Source organism: Murdochiella vaginalis, assembly GCF_902381775.1.
Lineage (GTDB): Bacteria > Bacillota > Clostridia > Tissierellales > Peptoniphilaceae > Murdochiella > Murdochiella vaginalis.
The window spans coordinates 278,609-303,283 of sequence record NZ_LR698969.1 but is presented as its reverse complement, the minus strand read 5'-3'; the positions used below and the strand labels follow the sequence as shown (position 1 = coordinate 303,283).

General features: G+C 52.5%; 20 protein-coding genes. 7 read left to right on the top strand and 13 right to left on the bottom strand.

The window, feature by feature from the left end:
* Positions 1 to 101 precede the first annotated feature (101 nt).
* From FXY30_RS01210 to FXY30_RS01185, 6 genes are all read right to left on the bottom strand, one after another.
* The gene (locus FXY30_RS01210) at positions 102 to 1,103 is read right to left on the bottom strand and encodes a nucleotidyl transferase AbiEii/AbiGii toxin family protein (RefSeq protein WP_071705002.1); all 1,002 of its coding nucleotides are present in this window, start codon (positions 1,101 to 1,103) and stop codon (positions 102 to 104) included.
* Entirely contained in the window at positions 1,103 to 1,705 is a 603-nt protein-coding gene (locus FXY30_RS01205; protein ID WP_071705001.1) for a DUF6088 family protein, read from the bottom strand. Before FXY30_RS01205 ends, FXY30_RS01210 begins: the two co-directional genes overlap by 1 nt.
* Positions 1,706 to 2,143: 438 nt before the next feature.
* A complete protein-coding gene (locus tag FXY30_RS01200) occupies positions 2,144 to 3,355 on the bottom strand; it encodes a pyridoxal phosphate-dependent aminotransferase (RefSeq protein ID WP_071704999.1) in 1,212 nt (403 codons plus the stop codon).
* 30 nt (positions 3,356 to 3,385) lie between these two features.
* Positions 3,386 to 5,902, bottom strand: a complete 2,517-nt coding sequence (locus FXY30_RS01195; RefSeq protein ID WP_071704998.1) for a helicase HerA domain-containing protein — start codon at positions 5,900 to 5,902, stop codon at positions 3,386 to 3,388.
* A 39-nt stretch (positions 5,903 to 5,941) separates the two neighbouring features.
* Positions 5,942 to 7,312, bottom strand: coding sequence for an MATE family efflux transporter (locus FXY30_RS01190; protein WP_083428139.1), 1,371 nt, complete (start codon positions 7,310 to 7,312; stop codon positions 5,942 to 5,944).
* Between the two features lie 16 nt (positions 7,313 to 7,328).
* A complete protein-coding gene (locus FXY30_RS01185) occupies positions 7,329 to 7,835 on the bottom strand; it encodes a GNAT family N-acetyltransferase (protein WP_071704997.1) in 507 nt (168 codons plus the stop codon).
* Between the two features lie 393 nt (positions 7,836 to 8,228).
* On the opposite strand from FXY30_RS01185, the gene FXY30_RS01180 reads away from it, so the two are divergent.
* A complete protein-coding gene (locus FXY30_RS01180; RefSeq protein ID WP_071704996.1) occupies positions 8,229 to 10,793 on the top strand; it encodes a ribonucleoside-diphosphate reductase subunit alpha in 2,565 nt (854 codons plus the stop codon).
* Between the two features lie 136 nt (positions 10,794 to 10,929).
* Positions 10,930 to 11,973, top strand: a complete 1,044-nt coding sequence (locus FXY30_RS01175; RefSeq protein ID WP_066925269.1) for a ribonucleotide-diphosphate reductase subunit beta — start codon at positions 10,930 to 10,932, stop codon at positions 11,971 to 11,973.
* Positions 11,974 to 12,544: 571 nt separating this feature from the next.
* Here FXY30_RS01175 and FXY30_RS07530 read toward each other — a convergent pair.
* Positions 12,545 to 12,685 carry a hypothetical protein gene (locus FXY30_RS07530; protein WP_157885020.1) on the bottom strand — a complete coding sequence of 47 codons (141 nt, stop codon included), beginning with the start codon at positions 12,683 to 12,685 and terminating at the stop codon, positions 12,545 to 12,547.
* 516 nt (positions 12,686 to 13,201) lie between these two features.
* On the opposite strand from FXY30_RS07530, the gene FXY30_RS01170 reads away from it, so the two are divergent.
* From FXY30_RS01170 to sdaAA, 3 genes are all read left to right on the top strand, one after another.
* Positions 13,202 to 14,449 carry a dicarboxylate/amino acid:cation symporter gene (locus tag FXY30_RS01170; RefSeq protein ID WP_071704995.1) on the top strand — a complete coding sequence of 416 codons (1,248 nt, stop codon included), beginning with the start codon at positions 13,202 to 13,204 and terminating at the stop codon, positions 14,447 to 14,449.
* Between the two features lie 155 nt (positions 14,450 to 14,604).
* Complete coding sequence (gene sdaAB, locus FXY30_RS01165; protein ID WP_071704994.1) at positions 14,605 to 15,273, top strand: L-serine ammonia-lyase, iron-sulfur-dependent subunit beta; 669 nt, start codon at positions 14,605 to 14,607, stop codon at positions 15,271 to 15,273.
* Between the two features lie 15 nt (positions 15,274 to 15,288).
* Positions 15,289 to 16,185, top strand: a complete 897-nt coding sequence (sdaAA, locus tag FXY30_RS01160) for an L-serine ammonia-lyase, iron-sulfur-dependent, subunit alpha (protein WP_071704993.1) — start codon at positions 15,289 to 15,291, stop codon at positions 16,183 to 16,185.
* Positions 16,186 to 16,368: 183 nt separating this feature from the next.
* On the opposite strand, the gene FXY30_RS01155 is transcribed toward sdaAA, so the two are convergent.
* Complete coding sequence (locus FXY30_RS01155) at positions 16,369 to 16,659, bottom strand: hypothetical protein (RefSeq protein ID WP_071704992.1); 291 nt, start codon at positions 16,657 to 16,659, stop codon at positions 16,369 to 16,371.
* Positions 16,660 to 16,699: 40 nt separating this feature from the next.
* The gene (locus FXY30_RS01150; protein ID WP_071704991.1) at positions 16,700 to 16,987 is read right to left on the bottom strand and encodes a hypothetical protein; all 288 of its coding nucleotides are present in this window, start codon (positions 16,985 to 16,987) and stop codon (positions 16,700 to 16,702) included.
* 362 nt (positions 16,988 to 17,349) lie between these two features.
* On the opposite strand from FXY30_RS01150, the gene FXY30_RS01145 reads away from it, so the two are divergent.
* Both FXY30_RS01145 and FXY30_RS01140 read left to right on the top strand, forming a co-directional pair.
* Positions 17,350 to 17,898 carry an RNA polymerase sigma factor gene (locus FXY30_RS01145; protein WP_071704990.1) on the top strand — a complete coding sequence of 183 codons (549 nt, stop codon included), beginning with the start codon at positions 17,350 to 17,352 and terminating at the stop codon, positions 17,896 to 17,898.
* A complete protein-coding gene (locus tag FXY30_RS01140; protein WP_071704989.1) occupies positions 17,888 to 18,604 on the top strand; it encodes a DUF4367 domain-containing protein in 717 nt (238 codons plus the stop codon). Before FXY30_RS01145 ends, FXY30_RS01140 begins: the two co-directional genes overlap by 11 nt.
* A gap of 270 nt (positions 18,605 to 18,874) precedes the next feature.
* Here FXY30_RS01140 and FXY30_RS01135 read toward each other — a convergent pair whose 3' ends face one another.
* From FXY30_RS01135 to FXY30_RS01120, 4 genes are all read right to left on the bottom strand, one after another.
* A complete protein-coding gene (locus FXY30_RS01135; RefSeq protein WP_083428137.1) occupies positions 18,875 to 19,828 on the bottom strand; it encodes a class C sortase in 954 nt (317 codons plus the stop codon).
* Positions 19,825 to 20,790, bottom strand: coding sequence for a class C sortase (locus tag FXY30_RS01130; RefSeq protein ID WP_071704988.1), 966 nt, complete (start codon positions 20,788 to 20,790; stop codon positions 19,825 to 19,827). Before FXY30_RS01130 ends, FXY30_RS01135 begins: the two co-directional genes overlap by 4 nt.
* Before the next feature lie 133 nt (positions 20,791 to 20,923).
* Entirely contained in the window at positions 20,924 to 22,228 is a 1,305-nt protein-coding gene (locus tag FXY30_RS01125; protein ID WP_147659354.1) for an MSCRAMM family protein, read from the bottom strand.
* Positions 22,229 to 22,382: 154 nt separating this feature from the next.
* On the bottom strand, positions 22,383 to 24,632 hold the full coding sequence (locus FXY30_RS01120; protein ID WP_071704986.1) for a pilin N-terminal domain-containing protein: 2,250 nt from the start codon (positions 24,630 to 24,632) through the stop codon (positions 22,383 to 22,385).
* Positions 24,633 to 24,675 lie beyond the last annotated feature (43 nt).

Here is a 24,675-nt window from a genome sequence, read left to right as displayed (position 1 = left end):
AGCCGCATCGCATGTTCTCTTTCGGCAGAATCGGCCGGCTTTTCGTCAACGATCTATCCATGCGATTGCCACCTGTTCCGTTATTTATCTCAAATATCATATTATTTCTGGGACTGATGAATCTCTTCTTCTAATTGGCGAAGTGCTTCTATCAGGTCTGCAAACTTCGGAACTTCATGGAAGAACATCTCCTGCATGGCTTCATAATCCTTTTTCAGCGCTGGATAACGATACGCATCTGGCACAAGACGGATTTTCTCAACGGTTGCTTCCTCATATCTGGCCCACTTGCGTGGATAGAACTTTCTTTTGAACGCAGCAACTTTTTGGAGCAGGTCAGGGTTCGCAATGGCTTTGTCCTTGTATTTCGACAAACTGATCCGGTACAGATCATAGTAATGCCGTGCATATCGTGCTGGCATGGCCAGATCTTCAGGCCGATGGGCTTCCTGATGCAGAATGGTGGCTTTCTCCCAGAAGGTACGCTCTGGAGAAACCGTCTGCACAGTAAAGGCTGCCTCTGGAAGAACCTCCGGATAGGCATCCGCCACATAGGGCTGAATGGAAACTTCCTCCGATGGTGTCCAAGCGGCCAAAGCTCCAATCTCAAGGCGCACCACTTCACTCAGATAACTGGAAGAGAAAAGTTTAGGGTATTCAAACAAGACGGTCTGTGGATCCGCTTGGTCAATGCGGACGGTGAGACCTTCGCCCGCCTTGTCTTTTAAAGCTTCCAAAAATTGAGGCGCAAAAATATCAGCCAAAAATGTCTCCGTCTTCGTATTGATTTCATGGTTGAATTTGTCCTGCTTCGTATTCGATCGTTCTTCCCAAGGCTCGTTCAAGCCATAGCCTAAAGTACGCCAGTCCAAAATCAGATCGACGTCTTCTGAAAAGCGCTCAATAATAGAAAAGCACTTGGATAAGCTCGTCCCACCTTTGAAGGTTAGCGCCTTCTGCCATGGGCTCTCATGAAAGAGATCGTTCAGAACGAAGCAGACCCAGAAATCTTTCTCCACGACGCTTTCATGAATGCCCATCTTCTGGGCTGTGTTACGAATGAGAATGCGCAAATCCTCTTGACCGATTTTTCTTATATCCATCAGGCTGCCTCTCCGATTTTACGAATGATTTGATACACCCAACTCTTGGTCGCTTTTCCCTTCACCATCAGTTCATGGCGCTCAACTTCGGATAAAAGATCACGCAACACGCAAAGCTGTTCCTCTGTGATCTGATCTTTTCCAATCGCCTGAATGGCTTGAATGACCATCGCCGCCTTCATGCTGAAACCGGTGATTTCTCCATTCGCACGATGCTTAAACTCCAACAGCGTCCCTTTCACGTTGTACGTGACGTAACGCCCATCTGAGATATATGTCCATTTCCCAGGCACTTGCGTCGATAGGCCCAGCAGATTAAGAGCAGTATTACCGGTTGGAGCAATTGACCAGTTGTATTTTCGTGCCAGTGCTAAAGCCACCTCATGAAGATTTGGTGCCTCCCATTCTTCAAGCAAAACACTGTAACGAGGTGCATCATAAACCCCCGGAAGGAGCCTGCGAATTTTTTTAGCATCCGTCAGTCGATTCAAAATCTTTCTGACATTTTCATAGTCGCTCAGATCAAAGAAGTCACTGGCAATAAACGCTGTCCCGGATTCCATGTTCTGAATGCGCTTTTCAATTTGTTCTTTTCTTGTCATCGCCCGCCTCCTTTGTCCCAAATATTATATAATATATGAGACAAATGCAAGCAGGATACTTGGGTGCTCCGCCTCCAGCCAGGGACGCAGGCGCCGGAAGGAGTCCTTGGTTTTCCCAGCCCCTAGCCGGCCGCCAATCAAAAAGGAAGCGACGACTCGTCGCTTCCTTCCGCTTTTTTTCAATGCCACGAAAGGATTTCGCACTCCGCAGCCCTAGCAGCCGGCACATCACGCCCTGCCCTGACATCCTTTCGCACTCTGCAGCCCTTGCAACCGTCACATCACACCCCACCCCGGCACCCTTCCGCGCGCCGCATCTTCGACGAGCCGGAAAGGTAGACTCCCTATCAACCCCGCCGAGGAGAAGCCGGCGGTGCAAGGAAGGGTGCCGGGGTGGTTTGGCCGGCGGCGCAAGGAAGGATGCCGGGGCGGCTTGCCTTACTTCCGCTTTCCCGGATACTCCTTTAAGGCAATTTCGAGAATGTCCATGGCCTCGAGAAGGCGCTCGGTTTTTACGCAATAGGAAAGGCGCACTTCGTCAATGCCGAGGCCCGGCGTGGCATAAAAGGACTCGGCAGGCGTCATCAAAACGGTCTTGCCGTTGACACGGACATTTTCCAGCGTCCAGCGCACAAAGTCCTCCGCGTTTTCGACCGGTAACTTGATGATGAGATAAAAGGCGCCTTCCGGAACGGGAGCGATAATGCCTTCCATCTGTTCCAGACGCTTTTGCAGGGCATCCCGACGATGCCGATAGGTACGGCGATTGTGCTCCACGTAGGCGTCATCCACGATGTCCATGGCACCGGCGCCGATCTGGTCCAACGTGGAGACACAAAGGCGTGTCTGACAAAGGCGAACCGCTTTCTCGTTGAATTCACGGTTTTTGGAGGCCAGTGAACCGATGCGCGCACCGCAGGCGGAATATTTCTTGGAAATACTGTCTACCAAGATGACGCGATCCTTGATTTCCTCGTATTCCGCAAAGGAATGGAACGGACGGGACGTGTAATTAAACTCGCGGTAGACTTCATCCGCAATCAGCCAAAGATCATATTTTCGCACGAGATCGACCAGAATTTGCATCTCCTCTTCGGTGTACACGCGGCCGGTGGGATTGGCCGGAGAGGAAAGAAGGAACGCCTTCAAGCGATCCGCCTTGCCCGACTCCGCAATCACGCGATCCCAGTCGGCAAGCGAGGGCACGCGGAAGCCGTCCTTGGCATAGGTCGTCGCCGCCACAATGCCCACGTCCTGCACGTCGGCAATGCTGTTGTAATTGGTATAAAACGGCTCCATCGTGAGAACCGCATCGCCCGCATCACAGGTAAGCGCCAGCGCAAAATTCAGCCCTTCACTCGCCCCGTTGGTAATGCAGATTTCATCCAGAGCAAATTCCAGACCATAATTATGCAGATAGAGCTGCATGGTTTCGAGCGTCCGCTTCATTCCCCGCGAATTCTGATACGCCAGCACATCCACATCATAGTGACGCACAGCCTCCAGAAAATCCGGCGGTGTCGGAATGTCCGGCTGCCCGATATTCATCGGGATGACCTCGACACCCGAAGCCTCCACACGAGCCACCGCCTCCGAAAACTTGCGAATGGGGGAAGCTTTCAGCGTTTCACTGCGTTGGGAAAATTTCATTTTTTCCTCTTTTCTACGGTTACCTTCCCGTTATTGCCCATCCGGCATCCACACCAGGAAGAGATCTTGCACTTGAATATTCGTCTTTTTCGGCTTGATTTCCACCTCTTCGACCGCATCGCGCGACGTCGAGAACCGCGCACTCACCTGCTCCAGCTCCGCGGCAAGCGCCTCTTCCAGACGCTGCAATTCTTCTTTGTACGCCTCCACGTTCGCTTCGGCACGGCGGATATCGTCCTCTTGTGCCCGTTGACGACTCAGCGAGCGCGCCGAACTTCCCACACGCGTCACCAGCGACGAACTGATTTTCTTGCGTCCGAAGAGGCCGCCCAGAAGCGCCGAACCCACACTGACCATCGTACTCTGCTTGGCCGCTTCCGCCTGCGTTTCTTCGCGCTGTACCGCCAGCTCCGCCTTACGAATGCGCTCCTGCATGGTATTCAGCTTCTTTTGATACGTATCCTTAATCTTTTGCATTTCCTGATCGCGCGCCTCTCGCAGCGCCCCATCCACACGAATCGCAAACGCCTCTTCTTCGCCCGGACGTCCATAAACGCCGGTCGCACGATGATACGGAACCTGCAGGCGCTCCTTGGCATACACGAAATTTTTCAGCGACGTTTTCGCATTTTTCATCACGTCCCCGGCCAGCGCATCAAAGGAGAGAGCCTGGAAAGCGGCTCCCTGCGGAATCTCCGCCTGTAAGGCGAACGACGCGGGATCCTCTCTCTGTGCATTCTCCCAGTCCGCTCCTGCCGGCGGCGCAGGAATCGCTGTCAAATAGTAGCAAGCCTTTTCGGAGGCGATGCCTGCTTTTTCGTCTTCGTAAAAGATTTTTGCGCTGCCGCAAAGGTACGCCGTATACGACGCCGCTCCCGCGGCCGGATGGTAATAGGCCGCAACCCCCTTGGGAAGCAGCGGCGGCACGGTGGCCGTGGACGAAGCGGCTGTCGGCGATGCTGCCGTCTGCGAAGCAGCCGCTCCGGATGTGGCACTTCCGTTCGCCGCTTCCGGGATGGCGGAAGCCGGATTCGCAGAAGTCGAAGGCACCGACGCCGACGCCGGTGACATGCCTGGAGCCTGTGCCATACCGGAAGCCGACGCAGCGGGAGCAACTTCTGCAGCCTTCGTGGTGCCATCCGCCTCGTTCGTCTTCTTGGTTAACGCCTTCAACTGGGTGCCCGTCACAGGCCCGGCAAGGTAGGACATCGTCCAGCGCGTGGAAAACAGCGCATCCGCGCGGGCGTGAATATTATGCACGTAGAAGGTGCGCTTGGGCAGGCGAGAGAGCAAAGCGCTCAGTTCGCTGCGATTTTGCGCGAGCGTCCCATCCGCATCCATGCCATCCAACAGACGATCGCGATCCTGCTGGGTCTGTAAATGGCCGATGAACCAGGTGCCGATGTTGGAAAGGCCCTTGTAATCCAAATCTGCCGGATTCTGCGTAGCCAGCACGATGCCCAGGCCGAAGGCACGCGCCTGTTTTAAGAGCGTCATCATGGGTGCTTTCGAGGCCGGATTGGCCACCGGCGGAAAATAGCCCTGCACCTCATCCATATAGAGAAGTGCGCGCAAGGCGGTCTGTCCGCTTTGACGGCGCATCCAACCTACCATCTGATTGAGCAACAGCGTCACCACAAACATCCGTTCGCGGTCATTCAGGTGCGCGAGCGAAATAATCGCCACACGCGGCTTTCCTTCCGGGGTATAGAGCAACCGCTGCGGATCCGGCGCCGCGCCTTCCAGCCAGGCAGCGAATTGAGGCGACGCAAAGAGCTGGTTAAAGCGCATGGCTAAGGCCAGGCGCTCCTTTTCCGGATAGAACGCTTCCAGCGGCATCACACCAATTTTATCCAGCCCCGGCTGCTGGATGGCGGAAATCAGCGACGGCAAATCCATCGCTTCCCCGGCCTTCCAGCGCGCGGAAAACAGCGTGCTCAACAGCAGGTGCGCCTTGCTCGTGAGCGGATCCGCATCCACATCCACCAGCGCCAAAAGCCCCGCCACCGTCGAGGAAACATACGAAGTAAAGCTCTCCTCCTCCGCCAGGATCGCCTCCGGCGGCGTTTGTGTAATATCCATCACGGAAAGCGGCTCGCCCGTGCGCGATCCCGGGGTGTAAACCGTAATATCCGCCTGCGAAAGAAGGGAGACACGCGCCGCATCCATGCCGGCCGCCGTTCGCCCCTCCTGCCAACGCTTGGCTTCCTCTTCAGCATACGCCTCGGGCGTCAAGCCTGCCTGCTCTGCGGCCTGCGGCGTAATCCACGGCAACAGCTGCGTTCCGCTGATCGAAGGAAACGCTAACAGGAGGTTCGCCATATCTCCCTTCGGATCCAGCACAATGGCCGGAAGGCCATCCACAATTGCCTCCTCGAGCAGATCAATGCCCAGGCCCGTCTTGCCGCTGCCGGTCATGCCGACCAGCATGGCATGCGTCGTCAAATCCGAAGACGCATAGAGAAAGGGAATCTCTTCCTTTTCTCCTGTTTCCGGATTTACCTGTTGTCCCAGATAAAATTCGCCAAGCCGTTCCATGATTTTCATGTGCGTTCCTTTCTCCATATAGGAAGTTTTCTCCTGCCGTTAAATCCGTAATTCCACCCATTTTCCGCGGCGGAAGCGCGCCAACATCAGAATGGCGCTGGAAAACTGGTGCGCTAAAATACCCAGCCAAATTCCGTCAATGCCCATGTGAAACAGCTGTACCAGAACGATGGTGACGAAAGAGCGGATGAACGTAATCGTGATGGTCGAAACCAGGAGCGTGTAGCGCACATCCCCCGCCGCTCGCAGCGCGCCGGCACAGACGATGGATACAATTTGGAAAAACACGATAAACATCACATAGCGCGAAATGCGAATGCCGCGCGTGATGAAGCTTGCTTCGCTGAAGGTAATGCGGAAGAATGCGCCGCCGAAAAAGAACAGCGTGACAAACCACAACACCGAAAGGATGCTTCCCATAAAGAGACAGGTATAGCCGTAGTCCATGGCTTTCTTTTTCTTTCCTGCACCCAGCGCCGAGCCGGTCGAGGCCACCGCCGCCGTCTGCATACCGCTGGCCAGCGAAAAGCCGAAATTCAGCAGGTTCATGCCCACATTATGCGTCGCAAAAACCTCGGTACCGAGACTGGCCGCCTGCATGGCCGTCACCATAAAGCCCACGCGCATCAGCACGTTTTCAATGAAAATATTCACGGCCAACGATGCCACCACCTTTAAAGCATCCAAGGCCGGGCGCACCTTTTTTTGCAGGCAATAGCGCACCTGAATAAAACTGTCATGCTTAAACAGCGAAGCAATACTGACGGCCAAACCGAACGCCTGTCCGATGACCGATGCAATGGCCGCGCCGCTGACTCCCAAAGCCGGAAAGCCCAGATGCCCCTGAATCAGTAAATAGTTGCAGGAAATATTGACCACGCTGGACGTGACGTTTGACACGAACGCCACACGCGTGTTGCCAGAACCGCTGTGGCCGGCATTGATGATCATGGTTGCGATGTTGAAGACGATACCGGTAAGGAGGATGCGCAGATAATTTGCCGCGTCATCGTGAATTTCCGGATTCGACCCCATGAAGCGCAACAGCGGATCATAAAAGAGATTGACCACGACGGCGATGAACAAATAGATGACGAACGAAAGCAGCAACACCGTCATCACGGTCTGATTGGCTTCGGCTCGTTTTCCCTCGCCCTTTCGCCGGGCCACGATGGCCGCCACCGCCACATACATCGCAATAATCGGTGCCAGGAAAAGGAAAACCGGCTGAATCGTGATGCCGACCGCAGCGACGGCCGCCGGCCCCAATGGGGATACCATCACGGTATCAATGATGTTGGTAATCGTCGTCGCCAAGTTTTCCAAGATCGACGGCCACGCCAAGCCGAAAATCTTGCGCAGCATATTCAGTTCTAGGAATGTCCATCTTTTTTGCTGTTCTTGTTCCATACTCTCTCTCTTTTTCTTACTCGTTCCATATCTTTTGAAAGGCTTCGCGCGGATCGCCGTTTTCCAGAAGTATCACGCCACAATGCACAAAACCGGCTTTGGCTAACACGCGCTGCATGCCAATATTATCTTTATGTGTATCAATGCGCAGATTGCGCACGCCGCTTCGGTGCGCCCGCTCCTCGGTAAATTGAAACATGATCCGCGCAAGGCCAGGCACCGACGGATCGCCGGCCACCCGATGTAATGTGAAATACGGCTCCGTATTTAACCACGCGCCATCAATTTGGGCATAGTTCGGATCCGGCGTCTCCAGCAGACAGAACGTGCCGACGGCTTTCCCGTCGACAAGACGCAGAAAACTTCGTTTCGCATCGATGTCGCGGCGCACCTTCTCCTCGGATGGCACGCCCGCAGGCCACTGGTTTTGATTGCCCTCCGCACGCATCCGCGCACGTCCCATGTCCAGCAGGCCCATCACCACAGGCAAATCGCGCCTCGTTGCTTGTCGTATCTCATCCATGTTGTATTCCTTTCGACATGATCTCTGTTTCTTCCCACGCCGTATGTCTTTATTTTTCCTTATAGTATACGATACTTATTCCCCTTTCACGGTGCGGGTATAAAAAAAGTGTCTCGTTTCGTTTCTTTTTTTCTTTCCTTTTTGTCTTCTTTTTTCCACAAAAACACGCTTTTTCAAGACTTTCCCGTTTTCCTATTTTTCTCCGTTTCTACTATATCTTGTTTATAGTCTTGGCAAGCTAATCTATATATCGTAGAATAAAAGCAATCGCTTATGGCGTCAGCCGAGACAATTTTCTAGGCCAATCCGTGCCAAAACGGACGGAAAAAGAGCGTCAGACTAACAGTGCCCGGCCATGCCGAGGCAAACAACACGAACCGGGAAGGAAGATCCATGCAAGTCGTAAAACGGGACGGCCGCATCGTGCCGTACGAAAGAAAAAAGATTGAACAGGCCATGGCGAAAGCCTTTGCCCAGGTCAATAAGCCCATCTCCGAGGAAGCGCTCAGCCAGTTAGTCGATCACGTGGAAGCGCGCTTTTCCGATGCACAAGAACTTTCCGTGGAGGCCATTCAAGACCGCGTTGAATTGCAGCTGATGGAAGCCAACCATTACGAAGTCGCCAAAAGTTACATTCTCTACCGCGAGGAACGCCGCAAAAAGCGCATGATCCGTTCCCGTCTCGAGGCCTATTTCCCGGAAGTGCCGGTGCTGCATGACGTGCTGTTGGCCATCGAGGATGCCTTCCGCGAAGACGTCTATGATTTGCGCCATCTGCTCTATAAATTTGAAAGTTTTTATAAAGAAGGCAAAAGTGTTTCCGAACGCATGGAAGCCTTGATTCATGCCGCCATTGAGCTGACCGACGAGGAAGCCACCCGCTGGGAATTCATCGCCGCGCGCTTTTACGGCATTCAATTCCATCAGCGTTTGGAAAATATCTGGCAACGTCGCATCGCCGAAGGCAAAGTGCCCGGCATCGACCAGCCCCGTCCGCTTCGCTTTTCTGAGAAATTGCGCTCCATGCATGCCGAGGGCCTCTACGGCGACGAGGTGCTGGACAACTATACCGCCGACGAATTGGAAGAGGCCGCCGGCTGGATCGATGAATCCTCCGACCTGCTGTTCAACTATTCCGGCTATGATCTGCTGGTCAACCGCTATGTCGTGCGCAGCTTCGACCTCGAGCCGTTGGAAACCATCCAGGAAATGATGCTGGGCATTGCGCTGTTTTTAGCCATCCCGGAAAAAGAGCGGCGCCTATACTGGGCAAAAGAGTTCTATCTCATGCTCAGCTCCCTGAAAGTCACCATGGCGACTCCGACGCTTGCAAATGCCCGCAAGCCCTTCCACCAGCTGAGCTCCTGCTTTATTGACACCGTTCCCGACGATCTGAAGGGCATTTATCGCTCCATCACCAATTTTGCCAACGTTTCGAAATTCGGCGGCGGCATGGGCCTCTATTTCGGCAAAGTGCGCGCCGCGGGTGCCTCGATTCGCGGCTTTAAGGGGGCGGCCGGCGGCGTCATCCGTTGGGTGCGCCTAGCCAATGACACCGCTGTCGCCGTCGATCAGCTCGGCGTTCGTCAGGGTGCAGTTGCCGTCTATCTCGATTGCTGGCACAAAGATGTGCCGGAGTTTTTACAGCTGCGTACCAACAACGGCGATGACCGCATGAAAGCCCACGACGTCTTCCCGGCCATCTGCTATCCCGACTATTTCTGGGAACAGGTGGAAACCAATATGGAAGGCCAGTGGGGATTGCTGGATCCGCATGAAATTCTCACCGTCAAAGGCTATGCGCTGGAAGATTCCTATGGCAAGGAATGGACGGAAAAATATCTGGACTGCTTAGGCGACGAGCGCATCTCCAAACGGTGGATTCCCATTAAGGAAATGGTGCGCCTGATGATCAAGAGTCTGGTCGAAACGGGCACGCCGTTCACCTTTAACCGCGATGTCGTCAACCGCGCCAATCCGAACAAGGATAAGGGCATCATCTACTGCTCCAACCTCTGCACGGAAATCGCACAGAATATGTCCGCCACGGAAACGCTAGATGAAGAAATCGTCACGACGGAATCTGCCGACGGCGATCCCATCATCGTTACGAAAACGAAGCCGGGAGACTACGTCGTCTGCAACCTGGCAAGCCTCAATCTTGGAAAAATCAACGTTCATGACGCCGAGGAGTTTCGCCGCATTACGACGGCGGCGGTGCGGGCGCTGGATAACGTCATCGAGCTCAACTACTTCCCGGTGTCGGCGGCCAAGGTCAACAACAGCAATTATCGTCCCATCGGTCTCGGCGTTTCCGGCTATCATCACCTGTTGGCCAACGAGCGCGTCTTCTGGGAATCGGAAGAACATCTGGCGCTTGCCGATCGTGTGTTTGAGGACATGAATTATTACGCCATCACGGCCTCGATGGAAAACGCCAAGGAAAAAGGCGCCTATCCCCATTTTGCCGGCTCGGCATGGGAGGATGGCACATATTTCACCGACCGTAACTATACCGATGAGCGCTGGAAGGCGCTGGCGGCGGAGGTCAAGCAATATGGTCTGCGCAACGGCTATCTGTTGGCGGTGGCGCCCACGTCGTCTACATCCATCATTGCCGGCACGTCGCCGGGCGTGGATCCGGTCATGAACCGCTTCTATTATGACGAGAAAAAGAACGGCCTGATTCCGCGCGTAGCGCCGGACCTCAGCCTTTCCAACTACGTCTACTACAACGCCGCGCATCAGACGGATCAATCTTGGTCCATCAAAGCGGCCGGCGTACGTACTCGCCATGTGGACCAGGCCACCAGCATGAACCTCTACATCACCAATGATTTCACCTTCCGTCAGATTTTAAATCTCTATCTGGAAGCCTACCATGCCGGCTTAAAAACGCTCTACTATATTCGTTCCAAGAGCCTGCAGGTGGAAGATTGCGAAAGCTGCGCAGTATAATAACGAAAAGGGCGGTTTCGTCACGCGAAATGATGACGCCATTGCGAGGTGCGATGCGCCATTGCGAGGCGCGAGGGCGCCGAAAAAGCGATACGAAGGATGAACCGGGGCCGGAGGCGGCCGAGAAAGGATCGATATGGAACTGATGCGCAAAAACCCGTTGTTTAACCCGGATGGCGACACGGAGCTTGTGAAGCGCCGCATGATCGGCGGCAACACCACCAACCTCAACGATTTTAACAACATGAAATACGATTGGGTTTCCGACTGGTATCGCCAGGCCATGAACAATTTCTGGATTCCGGAGGAAATTAACCTGGCACAGGATAAAAAGCAGTATCCGCAATTGGTGGAGGACGAACGCCGCGCCTACGACAAAATCCTCAGCTTTCTGATTTTCCTGGACAGCATCCAGTCAGCCAATCTGCCGTCCATTTCGCAATACATCACGGCGAATGAGACCAATCTCTGTTTGCATATCCAAACCTATCAGGAATGCATCCATTCCCAGAGCTACAGCTACATGCTGGATTCCATCTGCGAGCCCAACGAACGCGATGCGGTACTGTACCAGTGGAAAAACGATGAACATCTTCTTCGCCGCAACAAATTCATCGGCGACATCTATAACGATTTTCAGCAGCAGCCGGACGTGCACAATTTCATGCGCGTGATGATCGGCAATTACATCCTCGAAGGCATCTACTTCTACAGCGGATTTATGTTCTTTTACAATTTGGCGCGCAACGGTCGCATGACCGGCTCGGCGCAGCAAATTCGCTACATCAACCGCGATGAAAATACACATCTTTGGCTGTTCCGCAGCATTATCCATGCGCTGCGTGACGAGAACCCGGAGCTTTTCCGCAGCACCTTGCAGGATGAGTACCAGCGCATGATTAAGGAAGGCACGGAGCAGGAAATGGCCTGGGCGGATTATGTGATCGGCAATCGCCTGGAAGGCCTGAACGGCCAGATGTGCGTCGACTACATCCGTTACCTCGGCAACCTGCGTGCCACCGGCCTCGGTCTGGATCCCATCTTCTCGGGCTATCAGGAAGAACCCGACAGCATGAAATGGGTTTCCAACTACTCCAACGCCAACATGATCCGCACCGACTTCTTCGAAGCTCGCTCCACTGCCTACGCTAAAAGCGGCGCACTGGTGGACGACCTCTAAAACCAAGCCGCCCTGTCCGCGAGTCGCCTCTTCGACGAGCCGGAAGCATATTTTCCGCAGATGCTGCGCCGAGGCGAAGCGAGCGACGAGCGGACAGGAAGACTTGGCGAGGATTGGGCGACGAACGGACGGGCTTGGTAGAGAGATGCATCTGCACCTCTTTTGTCTATCGTGAAACGGAACGTTGTGTTTTTTCGCTGTTTTTTAGCCAACCCCTCTACAGGCATTGAATATACTGTAGAGGGGTTTTGCGGTTTTCGCCGAAACCACTCTACATCCACCGAAATCGTTGTAGAGGGGTTTTGCGGTTTTCGACGAAACCACTCTACGGCCACCGAAATCGCTGTAGAGGGGTTTTGCGGTTTTTGCCGAATCCACTCTACAACCGCCGAAACCACTGTAGAGTGGTTTTGCGGTTTTTGCCGAATCCACTCTACATCCACCGAAATCGTTGTAGAGGGGTTTTGCGGTTTTCGACGAAACCACTCTACGACCACCGAAACTACTGTAGAGTGGTTTCGCTGTTTTTGGTAAAACCCCTCTACAGCCACCACGACCCCTCTACACACCTTTACACACAGCAATAAAATAAGGAGCCGGCCTTTGGCCGGCGGTTGATAAACGCCGCCGAAGGCGGCTCCACTTCCACGATCGCGCCGTCATTTCCCTTCTTAGCGTCCTGCGGTTTTCGACTATGCTCCATCAAGTTCACGATCCCGCCACCATCGCCGAGAGCATAAACGATGGTGGTGGAAATGCGTTTTCGCTAAATCACCACCATCACCAAGGGCATAAACGATGGTGGTGGAAATGCATTTTTGCTAAATCCCCACCATCACCAAGAGCATAAACGATGGTGGTGGAAATGCGTTTTTGCTAAATCACCACCATCGCCAAGGGCATGAACGATGGTGGGGGAAATGCGTTTTTGCTAAATCACCACCATCATCAAGAGCATAAACGATGGTGGTGGAAAGGCATTTTCGCTAAATCACCACCATCACCAAGGGCATGAACGATGGTGGCGGAAATGCCTTTTCGCCTTACTACCACCATCGCCAACGCCGCCAGTGAACGCCCCGGCTTCCCCGCAGAATGCAATTTACAACCGTGAAGATTTCGTGTACATTTAAAGTGTCGTAAGGTTTTCATCGGACCGAAAATTTATTTTCTTTTTTTCTTCTTTCCGATCGCGATGAGCCGGCTATTATTACATAAGGAGTGCATTATGGACAGCACAAATCCAAATGTCCCAGAAAAGACTGAAAAGAAGCATCTCGGTCTCGTCCCCCGACTGATTATCGGTATCGTTCTCGGTATCCTGATCGGCCAATACGCACCGGAGTTCCTCTCGCAAACCGTGGTTACCGTATCCAACTTCGTCAGCTTATTGATTAAATTCGTTATTCCGCTGATGATTCTGGCCTTCGTCACCATGGGTATTGCGGACATCTCGCAAGGTGCGGGAAAACTTTTGCTGTTCACGGTGGTCCTTGCCTATGGTTCGACCTTGATTGCCGGTACAGCGTCCTACGTGGTATCTTCCACGCTTTTCCCGTCCTTTATTTCCGCGGAAGATATCAAAACCATCGCCGACACGGCGGAAAAGACGCTGGATCCGTTCTTCACATTGAATCTGCCGCCGCTGCTGGACACCATTTCTGCCGTGGTCTTTGCCTTTATTTTGGGCTTGAGCATCTCCACCATGCGCGGAAAAGAAATCGGCAATGCCCTCTACACCGGCATGAGCGAGTTTGCCAAAATTATCGAAAAAGTGCTGAGCAAGGTTATTATCCCGCTGCTTCCGCTCTACATCTGCGGTACCTTCGTCAACATGACGTATTCCGGACAAACCTTCACCATCCTGGGCATTCTTTGGAAAGTGTTCCTCGTCGTCATCCTGATGCATTGGATCTATCTGTTGATTCAGTTCAGCGTTGCCGGTAGCATTACGAAGCGCAATCCGCTCACGATGATCAAGAATCAGATTCCGGGATACCTGACCGCCGTCGGTACACAATCCTCGGCTGCGACCATCCCGGTCAACCTGCAGTGCGCCGAGAGCAACGGCGTCAGCCGTGAAATTCGCAACTTCGTCGTTCCGCTGTGTGCCAACATTCATATGTGCGGCTCTATGATCACGATCGTCGCCTGCGCGACCGCCGTTTGCCTCATGCACAGCCTGCCGATTTCGATCACTACGGTCGTTCCCTTCATCCTGACCCTCGGCATTGCCATGGTCGCTTCGCCGGGTGCTCCGGGCGGATCCATCATGACCGCGCTGCCGTTCCTGTATCTTATCTTTGGTATGCCTGCCGGTGATCCGCAGGGCCCGATTTGCGCCCTGATGGTTGCGCTTTACATCACGCAGGATTCCTTCGGCACGGCCTGCAATGTCTCCGGTGATAACGCGATTGCCGCTATCGTTGATAAATACAACGACGAGGCCATTCTCCATAAAGTCGCCGCGAAATAAGTCTTGTACCCGAGCAAAGTGCCGCCTTGCCGTGGCGCTTTGCCCGGGTTTTTTGTCGGCAATTTTGCCGGCAATGCCATCCGTCGTTTCGACAGCGCCGGCAAGGGTGTCGGCCATTTTGCCGGCAACGCGGACAGCTTGAGAAAGGAGGCACGATGAACGTCTTTAACATTATCGGACCGGTGATGATCGGCCCCTCGAGTTCCCACACGGCCGGTGCCTGCCGGCTGGGGCGTGTCGCTCACAAGATCATGAACGAAGAACAGCCGGAGGAAGTGACCATTGAGCTTTCGGGCTCGTTTGCCCGCACCTATCGCGGACACGGCACCGACCGGGCGCTTCTTGCCGGCATCATGGGCTATCACAGCGATGATACGGAAGTGCGCGACGCCCTGGAAATCGCCAAGGAGCGCGGGCTACAGTATACGTTTGTGCCATGCGATATTCCGGGAGCCCATCCCAACACGGCACGCATTCATTTTCGCCTGAAGGACGGCCGGGAAGGTGTCGTCATGGGGGCATCCGTCGGCGGCGGCAATATTCGCATTGATGAAATTGACGGGTTGCATGTGAACTTTACCGGCGATAACACCGCCATGCTGGTCGTCCATGACGACGTGCCGGGCGTGATCGCTTCGGTCACAAATCTGCTCAGCAGCCGCTATTCCGAGATGAATATTTGTAATTTCAGTCTCACCCGCTCGGAACGCGGCGGCACGGCCCTGATGACGCTGGAATTTGACCAGGATCCGCCCGAAACGCTAAAAACGGATGTCTCCACGCTCCCGCATGTGCGCAGCGTTTCCGTTTTTCATGCGTTTTAACCGAAAGGAGACAACATGTTAAGCTATTTTTCCTTTCAGGAAATTGTCGATGAGGCCACGAAGCAAGGCAAGAAAATCAGTGAAGTCATTTTGCATGACCAGGCCTTGCAGCTGAATCGTCCCGAAGAAGTCATTTACAAGCAGATGGAAGCGTCCTTTGATGTCATGATCGAATCGACGCACATCGGCTCAAATGCCGACCTGCGTTCCGCCTCTTCCCTCACCGGCGGCGAAGGCGCAAAGCTTTTCCGCTACGCCAAGGAGCAGAACGGCGGCATCGGCGGCGAATTCTTCACGAAAGTGATTGCGCGCGCCATGTCCACGTCCAACTGCAATGCGGCCATGGGCAAGATTGTCGCCACCCCCACGGCCGGCAGCTGCGGCATTCTTCCCGGCATACTGACCACGCTCTATGAAGAGGAAAAGATTCCAAAGTGCGACATTGTCATGTCGATCTTTACCGCCGCGGGCTTCGGCATTGTGATCGCCAAGAACGCCTCGATCGCCGGCGCCGAAGGCGGATGTCAAGCCGAATGTGGCAGTGCGTCCGGCATGGCCGCCGCGGCCCTCGTGGAGCTCAAAGGCGGTACACCGCAGCAATGCGCAGATGCCCTGGGCATGAGCTTGGTGAATCAGCTTGGCCTCGTCTGCGATCCGGTCGCCGGCCTGGTCGAAATTCCCTGCATCAAACGCAACGCCTCCGGCGCCGCCATCGCCCTCACCTCTGCCACGATGGCCCTCGCAGGCGTTCCGCTCTACATTCCGGCCGATGAATGTCTGCAAGCCATGAAAGTCGTCGGCGACACCATGAGCAGCACCCTCAAAGAAACCGCTCTCGGCGGCTTAGCCGCCACCCCCACCGGAAAGGCCTTGCGCAAACAGGTCTACGGGGAAGAGACACCCAACGTATAGCCGAGCTGCCCCGTCCGCTCGTCGAAGAGGCGACTTGCGGACGGGACGGCTGGCGGGAATAATGAGGATACTGCTCTCAAAGGGAAACGAATAAAAAGAGAGGTACGTGATTTGCTCACGCACCTCTCTTTTTATGGCACGATCAATGTATTGTTGTACCCACTGCGTTTATGCCAAATCGAATTACCATTTTTTACGATAATGGATGCCTAAGAAGAATAAAATATTGCCAAGTAGAAGAAGAGCCAGCCAGAATTGCAGGCGCACCAAGGTAAGCGGCGTCATGTACGAAAAGGTGGCGAATGACTTGGCAACAATCTCTAAAATATCCATCAAAACCAGTATCGTTAAACAGAGCATGAGAAGCGAAAGCCCGATACGAAACAAAAAAAAGGATCGGTTCTTTTTCGTATAAGGATATTTCACTTCCTGATAGGTTTTTTCCCATGCCTCAAGCTGTTCTTTTAGTATCATTAACGCATCCTCCCGCTACGGCACTTTCTTTATCTCATGTTCACCACTTTTTTCGGAAGAAAGCGGAGAGAGAAAACTCCAAAAGAGCGAGTAACAAGATAAAGATTTGTATGTTGTAGAGCTCATTATCAAGCATAGACTTTGAAGGAATAGAAAATTGTCTTTCTGCAACTTCATTGATCAACCGAAGTATCGTTGTGGAAAAGAACCCGAAAAAGCTCCATAAACTGATTTGAAATAACAAAAAGGATCGATTTTTCTCTGTATAGGGATGCTTTATCTCTCTGTACAGATTTTCCCATCTTTCCAGCATGTTTTTTGTAATCATTAACGCATCCTCACTTTTCCGGTTTCATTCATCAAAATGTGGTTTCCTCATACATAGCGCTACTCCAATGACAACAACTTTTTTCCATGGTCTCATGAAACAGGCTCCTTTCATTCATTCATATATATAACGAATCGGAGGCTGGTTTTGTGACCCAATTAGAAAAAATGTTGAGGTTTTTCTTTTGACTGTATTGCGTAAGTTGAGAAGAAAAAAGAACCCTCCCAAAGATTCAGTATAATGGAATCAACAATAAAAAGCGGAATGAAAAGCGGTCCGTTGACTTCGTTATATGCTCATCAACATCATTTGTGCTCCTCAAGCGCTTTAACGAGGATGTATTTTGAACGGACTCCCCAATCTTGAGAAAGGAGGAAGGTACGTTTTCTTTTTCTAATACTTCTGCAAAAGAAAGTGCGTCGAAGCTTGAGCGTCTCTATCGTGGCTATCGTCAACGCCTCTACTATGTTGCCTTACAAATCTTACGTGATCCTATGCTTGCCGAAGATGCGGTGCAGGATACTTTTTTACGTGTTCGAGACCATTTGGATCAAATTTTTGAAGAAGATCGTCACAAAACAGCCGCTTTTCTCGTTATTATAGTGAAACATATAGCCATCGACTATGTTCGAAAACGTCAAAAGGAACAGTATTCTTCTATAGATGTATTAGAAAAGCAATGCGGAAGTGACATACAAGATAAAGAAGAGGACTTGGGCTTGGAAGAAGCGTTTCAACAGCTTTCCTTTGATGATGCCGAAGTTTTACGGTTGCGATATGGTCAGCGCTTTACCAACCGTGAAATCGCTGGAATTCTGAATTTGCCAGAGCCTACCGTTCGAAAACGACTATCTAGGGCGAGAAAGAAGTTGGAAAGACTCTTAAGGGAAGGAGAGGATCATGAAGAATAAATGGGATGAATCCGATCTGTTTGCCGAGATTCCAAAAATAGAAGAAAAATATCTTTCCAGCTTGCCTAAGGAAGAGGATTTGCATCATGTGTTCTCCGATTCTTTTGAGCAGAAAATGGCGGCGATGATCGATGCAGAACCCAAAAAAAGGAGAACAACGGGCATGTTTTTGGGCTCCCCTCGCGCGATAAAGGTAGCAGCGGTGCTTTTGCTTGTCGTCATTGGCTCGGTGACGACAGCTCTTGCGATGGAACCGGTACGTCACGCTATTTTTCATTTTTTCCGGGAAACTTTTCCGGAGTATACTTCTATTCTTGTTCATCAAGAAGAAGAGAGTAGTCATTCGGATGAAACTTTCTGGATTTGGAAACCGTTTGAACCCGCTTCGCCCGTTGAGGGATTTGAAGAAAAGTTGCGCAATCAAACGGATCAATACTTAGAGATTACCTATCAAAATACCGGTGAAAAGGAAATTCTTTTTATCACCTATCCATTGGGTGAGGAAGAACTATTGATCGATACCGAAGGAACCGTCCTTCACCAGAAAGAAGTCCAGGGAGTGGAGTTCTCTTACGTGGAAAAGAATGGAACTTATAGTGTATTCTGGCATGATGAAACGTCTCAATTTCAACTGTCGGGAGAGGCGGACAGGGATGCCCTTCTCCTGATGGCGCAGAAGTTAAAATCTGCAAAGCCGTCCAAATGAGAACGTTAAGAAAAACAGACGCACTTCTTATCTATGGATCACAAAATAGCCTTTTTTATCATTTTTTCAATAGCGAAGTAATGAGATGAAAAAACGCCGCAACGGGTACCGTTGCGGCGCTTTTTTTTAACAACTCTATGTCCTGTTGTCGTTAGATCAGCGTGTACAGATAGAACAACATGCAGAGCCCGACCACAAACATGGGCTTCGGAATGTCTTTGAATTTTCCGGCAACGATTCCGTTCTGTCGCTGCACTACCACAAGCGCTGTTATTTGCTTTTTGCTTCTAACGCATCAAGACGATGGCGCAGCTTCTTATATTTGCGGCTGAGGTGAATAATCGCAATCGTCAACAGGATAATCAGAACCAGGGCCACATAAAAGGCGGCCTTATAAATGCGCAAGTTTGCCGGCATCTCCAACTCCTTTTCTTCTACAGGCGCAACATAGGTTGTGCGCTCCCCACGCACCAAAAGGCGGTGACTATTGATCATATACGGCGTGCACGTGAGAAGGGTCATGTAATCCTTGCCCTCCACCACCAGAACCGGCTCAAAATTGTCCGGCTCCACCGTCAGAATGCGATCCACCTTGTAGGCCAATGTCCCCTCAATATTCTTGAAATAAAAGACATCGCCCACCTTAAGCTGATCGATCTCCCGGAACAGCTTGGCCTGCGGAAGCCCCCGATGTGCCGTGATGACGGCATGTGTGCTCGTCCCGCCAATGGGCAGGGACGTCCCCTCCAAATGGCCTGCCGCATAGCTCAGAACCGACTCCGATGTGCCGGCATAGACCGGCAAGGAAATATCCAGCTTCGGAACCTCGATATGCCCCATAATTTCGTGCATTTCCAGCATCCGCGCATACTCGGCACGCCCCTCTTCCTCCTCTTTGGTGTAGGGATCCGCCAGACGGCTGGGATCCAGCGTTCGATTATATGCACGGGCAAGCGCCATGCGCCGCGCGATTTCTTCCGAATCCAACGTCTTTGCCCCTTCTTCAAACGTTTGAATTTTTTGGTCAAAATCGATGCGGTAATAGTAATCCGAGAGGAAAGGATAGGCCGCAAGGAGCAGCCCCGCAAAAAACAGCAACAGCAGAAAGCGGTTGGAGCGGCGCCAGGACTTTTTCGGCGTTGGCGACGTCGGCGATGTCGGCGGCGTTTGTGGTGTCGGTGGCGTTGGCGAAAGCGTATCCGTATGGTTTGTCGAATCCGTCATGACTTTCTCCCCTTGACGTCCGAATTCTCGTCCGGCTCGCCGCTCGAGCCATCCGCCGCCTGCGAGGACGCATCCTGTGCCCCGTCAATAGCCTCCTCCGAGGGCTTATCCGGTACGCCCAGCCCCTTTTCCTGCTCCAGCTTCTTCATGCGGCGCTCCAGGCGCTTCGCACGGCTGCGCAACAAGAAAATGAGAATCAGCAGGAAGAGAATGAGCGCAATCGCCGCATAAAAGAGATAACGATAGCGGAAATTGGTCTCGTTCTCCGCAATGACCTGCTCCTCCACCGCCGGCACATAGGGCACGCGATGGCCGCGCACGATCAGGCGATGCGAATTGATGCCTACGGGCGTGCACGTGAGAAGCGTGACGTAATCATGTCCGGGAACGATGAGCAGCTTGGAAAAGTCATCGGGTGTAATCTTGTCGATGGCATCCACCTGATACGCCAAAATTTCCTTGAAATTGTGGACATAGAACTTGTCGCCAACCTTGGCCTCATGCAGGTCGGTGAAGAGGCGCACATTGGGCAAACCCGAATGCGTCGTAATTACGGCATGGGTGCTGTTTCCGCCGATCGGAAGCGATGTGCCCTCCAAATGGCCCGCCGCATGTTGCAGAACATCCTCGTTTGTACCCGCATAAATAGGCAGCTCGATGTTCACCGCCGGGTACTGGATGACGCCGATTTTTTCCTCAATTTCCAACATCTTCGCGTAATGGCGGCGTCCCTCCTCCCGGTTCTTCTCGACATAGGGGTCCTTCGTCGGCTGATTCAGCAGCGAATCATTGTAGCCCTGCGCAAGGCGCATCCGCTCGGCTATCTCCTCCGGGCTCAGATCTTCCTTGCCCTTCACGAAATTCGCCACCTGATCCTTCTGCTCGACACGATAATACAGGTCCGAAAGGTAGGGATAGGAAAAAAGAGCCAAGCCCATCAAAAACAACAAGATGGGCAACATGGCTCTTCCTTTTCTTCCTTTGGTTTTTCGCTTGGTTGGGGTCATCGTCCTTGGCCTATTCTGTGGGTTTCCCATTCGTGCGCCGATTTTTATACCGGCAACGGAATAGAGCCGACGTTGTCTGCGTTAGACTCTATTCCTCTTTCTTCTTCCGTCCCAGAAGCAACAGGCCGCATCCGGCTGCTCCCGCCAGCAAGATATAAGAAAGCATGCTCCGATCGCCTGTCTTAACCGGCGGCTTCTTCGGCGGGCGCGTCGGCGGTGTTCCCGGCGGCGTTCCCGGCGGTGTCTTCTCATTTTCAATGGGGATGAACTTGCCCTCATCATAGGACGTCGCATCCACCGTAAAGAAGATGTGCTCGTCGTTAAACTGATAGCCCTTCGGCGTGGCAATCTCATACAGCGCATAGCGCCCAAACGGCACATCGGTCAGGGCAAAAAAGCCATCCGCGCCTGACGTCAACACTACGTCTTTGCCATCGCGCCGGAACGACTGCCAGCCTTGTTCCGTCTTTACAAATACGGCAAACTTCGCCCCGGCAAGCGGCGTCTTCTTGCCGTCTTTGGAAATCTTTTGAAAGCGGAATCCGCCCGTTTCGTTGGGCGCATTCGTGACCGTAAGCCGTGTGGTTTTTTCCGCCTTCACCGTTGCCGACTTCTGCACGGCATCGGCCGTATAGCCTACCGGCGCCTGCACTTCTTTGAATACGTACTCTCCCTCCGGCAAGTTTGTCACACGTAACGTGCCATCGCTGCCCGAAACCAGATCGACATCGGTTTGTCCGCCCCGATCATAGCGATAGGGCGCATTCGATGTCGCCATCAGCGGCACCTCGATCAGGCCTTCTGCCGTCTTTTGGAAGAGGCGGAAATGCGCTCCCTCCAAAGGTTTCCCCCGTAAATCCGTCTTCGTCAACACGATTTCCCCGGAAGGCGTTTCGGGTTGAACAATCTTCGGATACACCGTGACGTTCGTTTCCGGGCCATTCTCGGTTTGGAGCGGCAACGGTACCAGCAAGGGCGCAATAGTCCCCTTACCCGTATCGTTCTCCCGCACATAGTATAAGCCATCTTCCAAATCGGGGATTTTTATCTCTCCCTTGCTGTCCGTCTTGCCGGAGGTAACTGGTTTGTGATACGCCGCCGTCAGCTCATCCACCGTCTTGTTCTCCAAGGCGCTGAGGATTTGCGTGTACTCTTCCGTGGACAGGGAGCGCTTCTCGCCCACCTTCCACAGCGTAAACACCGAGCCGGCGACCGGCTCACCTCCTTCCGGCTTCTTATTGATCTCATGCAAGGCTGCACCTTGCTTGTAGCGGACAATGGTCAGGCTGTTCTTGCCCGCCGCGTGAGCCTGAAAAAGAGGTAAGAGCAAGGCCAGACAGAATACGCCCGCTATGAGCGCGTTTAGCATTCTCCACCTTCTTGATTGCTGCATTCTTACCTCCTCATCAGGCCCCGGGAGCATGGCTCCCGGAGACCTTTTCCATCTGTTTTTCTGCGTCGGTTTGCCTAACGTCGTACGTCAAGGGAAACCGTCGCAACACTTTTCTTGCTATCGCCGCGTTCGCCGGCGATCGCTAAGGCTAACCTTATTCGGCAGCCATTTCCTCTTTGCGGTTCTTCAGGAACACATAGCCCGCACCCAACATCAGGGCAATGCCGCCGCCGATGAAGAGGGCCGTGCCCATACCACCGGTCTTGGGGATGGTCACCAAGGTATTCTCGATCTGGAGGGCGGTTGGGTTAGTTACACCGGTCATATCCAGCTTGTATTCAATGCCTTGTTTCTGTGTGTCGTAGGAGCCTTCGCCAACGGTGAAGGTGGCGATGGTTGCCGCATTCGACGGAAGGACGTAGCCGGCCGGGGCTTTCACTTCTTCTACCGTGTAGACTTTCCCACTTGGCAGCATCCGCAGACCCTTGACCTCGAATTGACCCTGCGCATCGGAAGTAAACTTATAAGCGGCATCCTTGTCTGCGGTCCAATCCCAAACTTCATTCACCTTGGCATAGGCCTTGTCGCGAGCAGCCTTAAGTTGTTTGATGGAGCCGGTAACCGTATCTGCCCCTTCCAACTTGGTCTTTTCCGTCTGTTCATCAGTGGTCAAAGTCGTTTTGCCCAATAGGACATTCAGGCGGTCAATGGCATCCTGGTAATTTTTTTCTGCAGTATCATAAGCAGTTTTATCGTTAGCCGCCGTTGCATCCTTCTTAAGAGTCAGGTACTGAACATTGGCCGTGCCCTCGTCCTTCTTGATAATGAACTGGGCATTGTTCAAACGCTTCAGTTCATTGCCGGTTTTGTCGTTCGTCTTAACAAAGCGCTTTCCGTGAGTTTCTACGGACGGGGGAGTCGGAGTGATGCTCGTCGGAGTCTTGGTATTGGTAATGGTAAGCTTTCCTGGTGCTACCTCAGCAGTTGTGTATTGCGGTGTATAGCCATCTACAAATTCCACTACCGTATACTCTTTTGTATCATCCAGTCCGGAGAACGTACCGCTGAGGCTATTTGCTGCGCTCGGGGTGAATTTGATTCCATCGCCCAAATCAATCGCTGTGGTACCGGCTACCGGCAACTTAACGGCGCCAACAACCTTGTCTCCCTCTTTTAAGACGTATTTTACTTTTACATTCTTGGGTGCCTGACCACCATCTGCCCAGCTTTTGGTTACGTCAATCTTTCCACCTTTCGGCTGAACCGGAACGGGGGTCGGTTTTTCATGGTTAAAGATCATCGTAATGTTGTTGTCGATGGGCTTATCAATGATGGCCTCTTTGGTGACTTCGCCATTGTAGCTGAACCAGATTTGAATATCGGCTGTCTTGGCGGCATCGTTTAATTTCTTGAGTCCGGTTTCCGTAAAGCTAATGTCAAAACCGGATTCGGTTTCGGTAATGGTATAGTCGGTGCCTTTGGTCAAGGCGTTTCCTGTAGCGGGCTTCGTCTTGTCATTCGAAGTTACTACATTCCAAGTTACTTCCATGCTACCTGTAACGTACTTCAAGCCTTTTTCAAAAAGGTCGTTGAAGTGAAGCTGTTTGAAAAAGGTTCCCGTTGGCATTTCGGCAACGGATTCATAGGGAACCGGCTGGCCAACGCGAGCAGAAAGGGTGGCCTTTTGTTTCTGGTAATTCTCAACAACAGCGCCAACATCTTTTAAGGTGTTGGGATCCTTGATGGCTTCCAGGCCGTGCTTTTGGGCAAAGTTCTTATCAAATTTTACCTTGTCGTCCGTGTTTTTGGGATAAACGTGAAGAATGTCCGTGGTATCGTAGTTCTTTGTACCATTAGGCATCGGTGCCGGCAATTCCAACATGAACGGAACCGCTTTCATGCCCGTCATATTCGTCTCGTTATAAGTGGAGTTAGCCTTGTCCTCAACAATGTAGTATTTCCCATTGGGCAGAGTAACCTGAGCAATCCCGTCTTCTGTTCCCACTTTTTGCGTCAGGACAAATTCCTTCTCTGGATTGCCAAATTTCATGAGCGTGTAGTATTTGGTGGAATCGAACGTGCCATAAGGTTTTAAAGAATCATCGTTGCCTGGAACGGAATTCGGACCCTTATCATCAGTCACCTTGTAAACACGAAAAGCAACGCCATTAATGGCTTTGGCGCCGGCTCCGAAATAGTCAGCTAAATCGGCAATCTGCGAGCCATCATGGGGTTTCGGCTGCCAGTTCGTAAAGGCGTCCTTGGGCATCAACACCTTATGAATGTCCACAGTTGTCTCCCCCGGTACATTTGACGTGTCTGCCTGTGCCGTCATCGGAACTGCCATGCCGAGCAGCATCGCGATGGCCAGCAAGAAGGCCAATACTCTGTTTGTCTTTTTCATCGTGACTTCCTTTCGTTTTGTTCGTTGCGCACGATTTCTGCGC

Coding starts and splice junctions, on each gene's coding strand:
- FXY30_RS01135 (WP_083428137.1), bottom strand. CDS start 19,828: ATGACGGATTCGACAAACCATACGGATACGCTTTCGCCAACGCCACCG.
- sdaAB (WP_071704994.1), top strand. CDS start 14,605: ATGAACGTCTTTAACATTATCGGACCGGTGATGATCGGCCCCTCGAGT.
- sdaAA (WP_071704993.1), top strand. CDS start 15,289: ATGTTAAGCTATTTTTCCTTTCAGGAAATTGTCGATGAGGCCACGAAG.
- FXY30_RS01185 (WP_071704997.1), bottom strand. CDS start 7,835: ATGGATGAGATACGACAAGCAACGAGGCGCGATTTGCCTGTGGTGATG.
- FXY30_RS01120 (WP_071704986.1), bottom strand. CDS start 24,632: ATGAAAAAGACAAACAGAGTATTGGCCTTCTTGCTGGCCATCGCGATG.
- FXY30_RS01180 (WP_071704996.1), top strand. CDS start 8,229: ATGCAAGTCGTAAAACGGGACGGCCGCATCGTGCCGTACGAAAGAAAA.
- FXY30_RS01155 (WP_071704992.1), bottom strand. CDS start 16,659: ATGATACTAAAAGAACAGCTTGAGGCATGGGAAAAAACCTATCAGGAA.
- FXY30_RS01205 (WP_071705001.1), bottom strand. CDS start 1,705: ATGACAAGAAAAGAACAAATTGAAAAGCGCATTCAGAACATGGAATCC.
- FXY30_RS01140 (WP_071704989.1), top strand. CDS start 17,888: ATGAAGAATAAATGGGATGAATCCGATCTGTTTGCCGAGATTCCAAAA.
- FXY30_RS01210 (WP_071705002.1), bottom strand. CDS start 1,103: ATGGATATAAGAAAAATCGGTCAAGAGGATTTGCGCATTCTCATTCGT.
- FXY30_RS01190 (WP_083428139.1), bottom strand. CDS start 7,312: ATGGAACAAGAACAGCAAAAAAGATGGACATTCCTAGAACTGAATATG.
- FXY30_RS01125 (WP_147659354.1), bottom strand. CDS start 22,228: ATGCAGCAATCAAGAAGGTGGAGAATGCTAAACGCGCTCATAGCGGGC.
- FXY30_RS01175 (WP_066925269.1), top strand. CDS start 10,930: ATGGAACTGATGCGCAAAAACCCGTTGTTTAACCCGGATGGCGACACG.
- FXY30_RS01195 (WP_071704998.1), bottom strand. CDS start 5,902: ATGAAAATCATGGAACGGCTTGGCGAATTTTATCTGGGACAACAGGTA.
- FXY30_RS01150 (WP_071704991.1), bottom strand. CDS start 16,987: ATGATTACAAAAAACATGCTGGAAAGATGGGAAAATCTGTACAGAGAG.
- FXY30_RS01170 (WP_071704995.1), top strand. CDS start 13,202: ATGGACAGCACAAATCCAAATGTCCCAGAAAAGACTGAAAAGAAGCAT.
- FXY30_RS01130 (WP_071704988.1), bottom strand. CDS start 20,790: ATGTTGCCCATCTTGTTGTTTTTGATGGGCTTGGCTCTTTTTTCCTAT.
- FXY30_RS01200 (WP_071704999.1), bottom strand. CDS start 3,355: ATGAAATTTTCCCAACGCAGTGAAACGCTGAAAGCTTCCCCCATTCGC.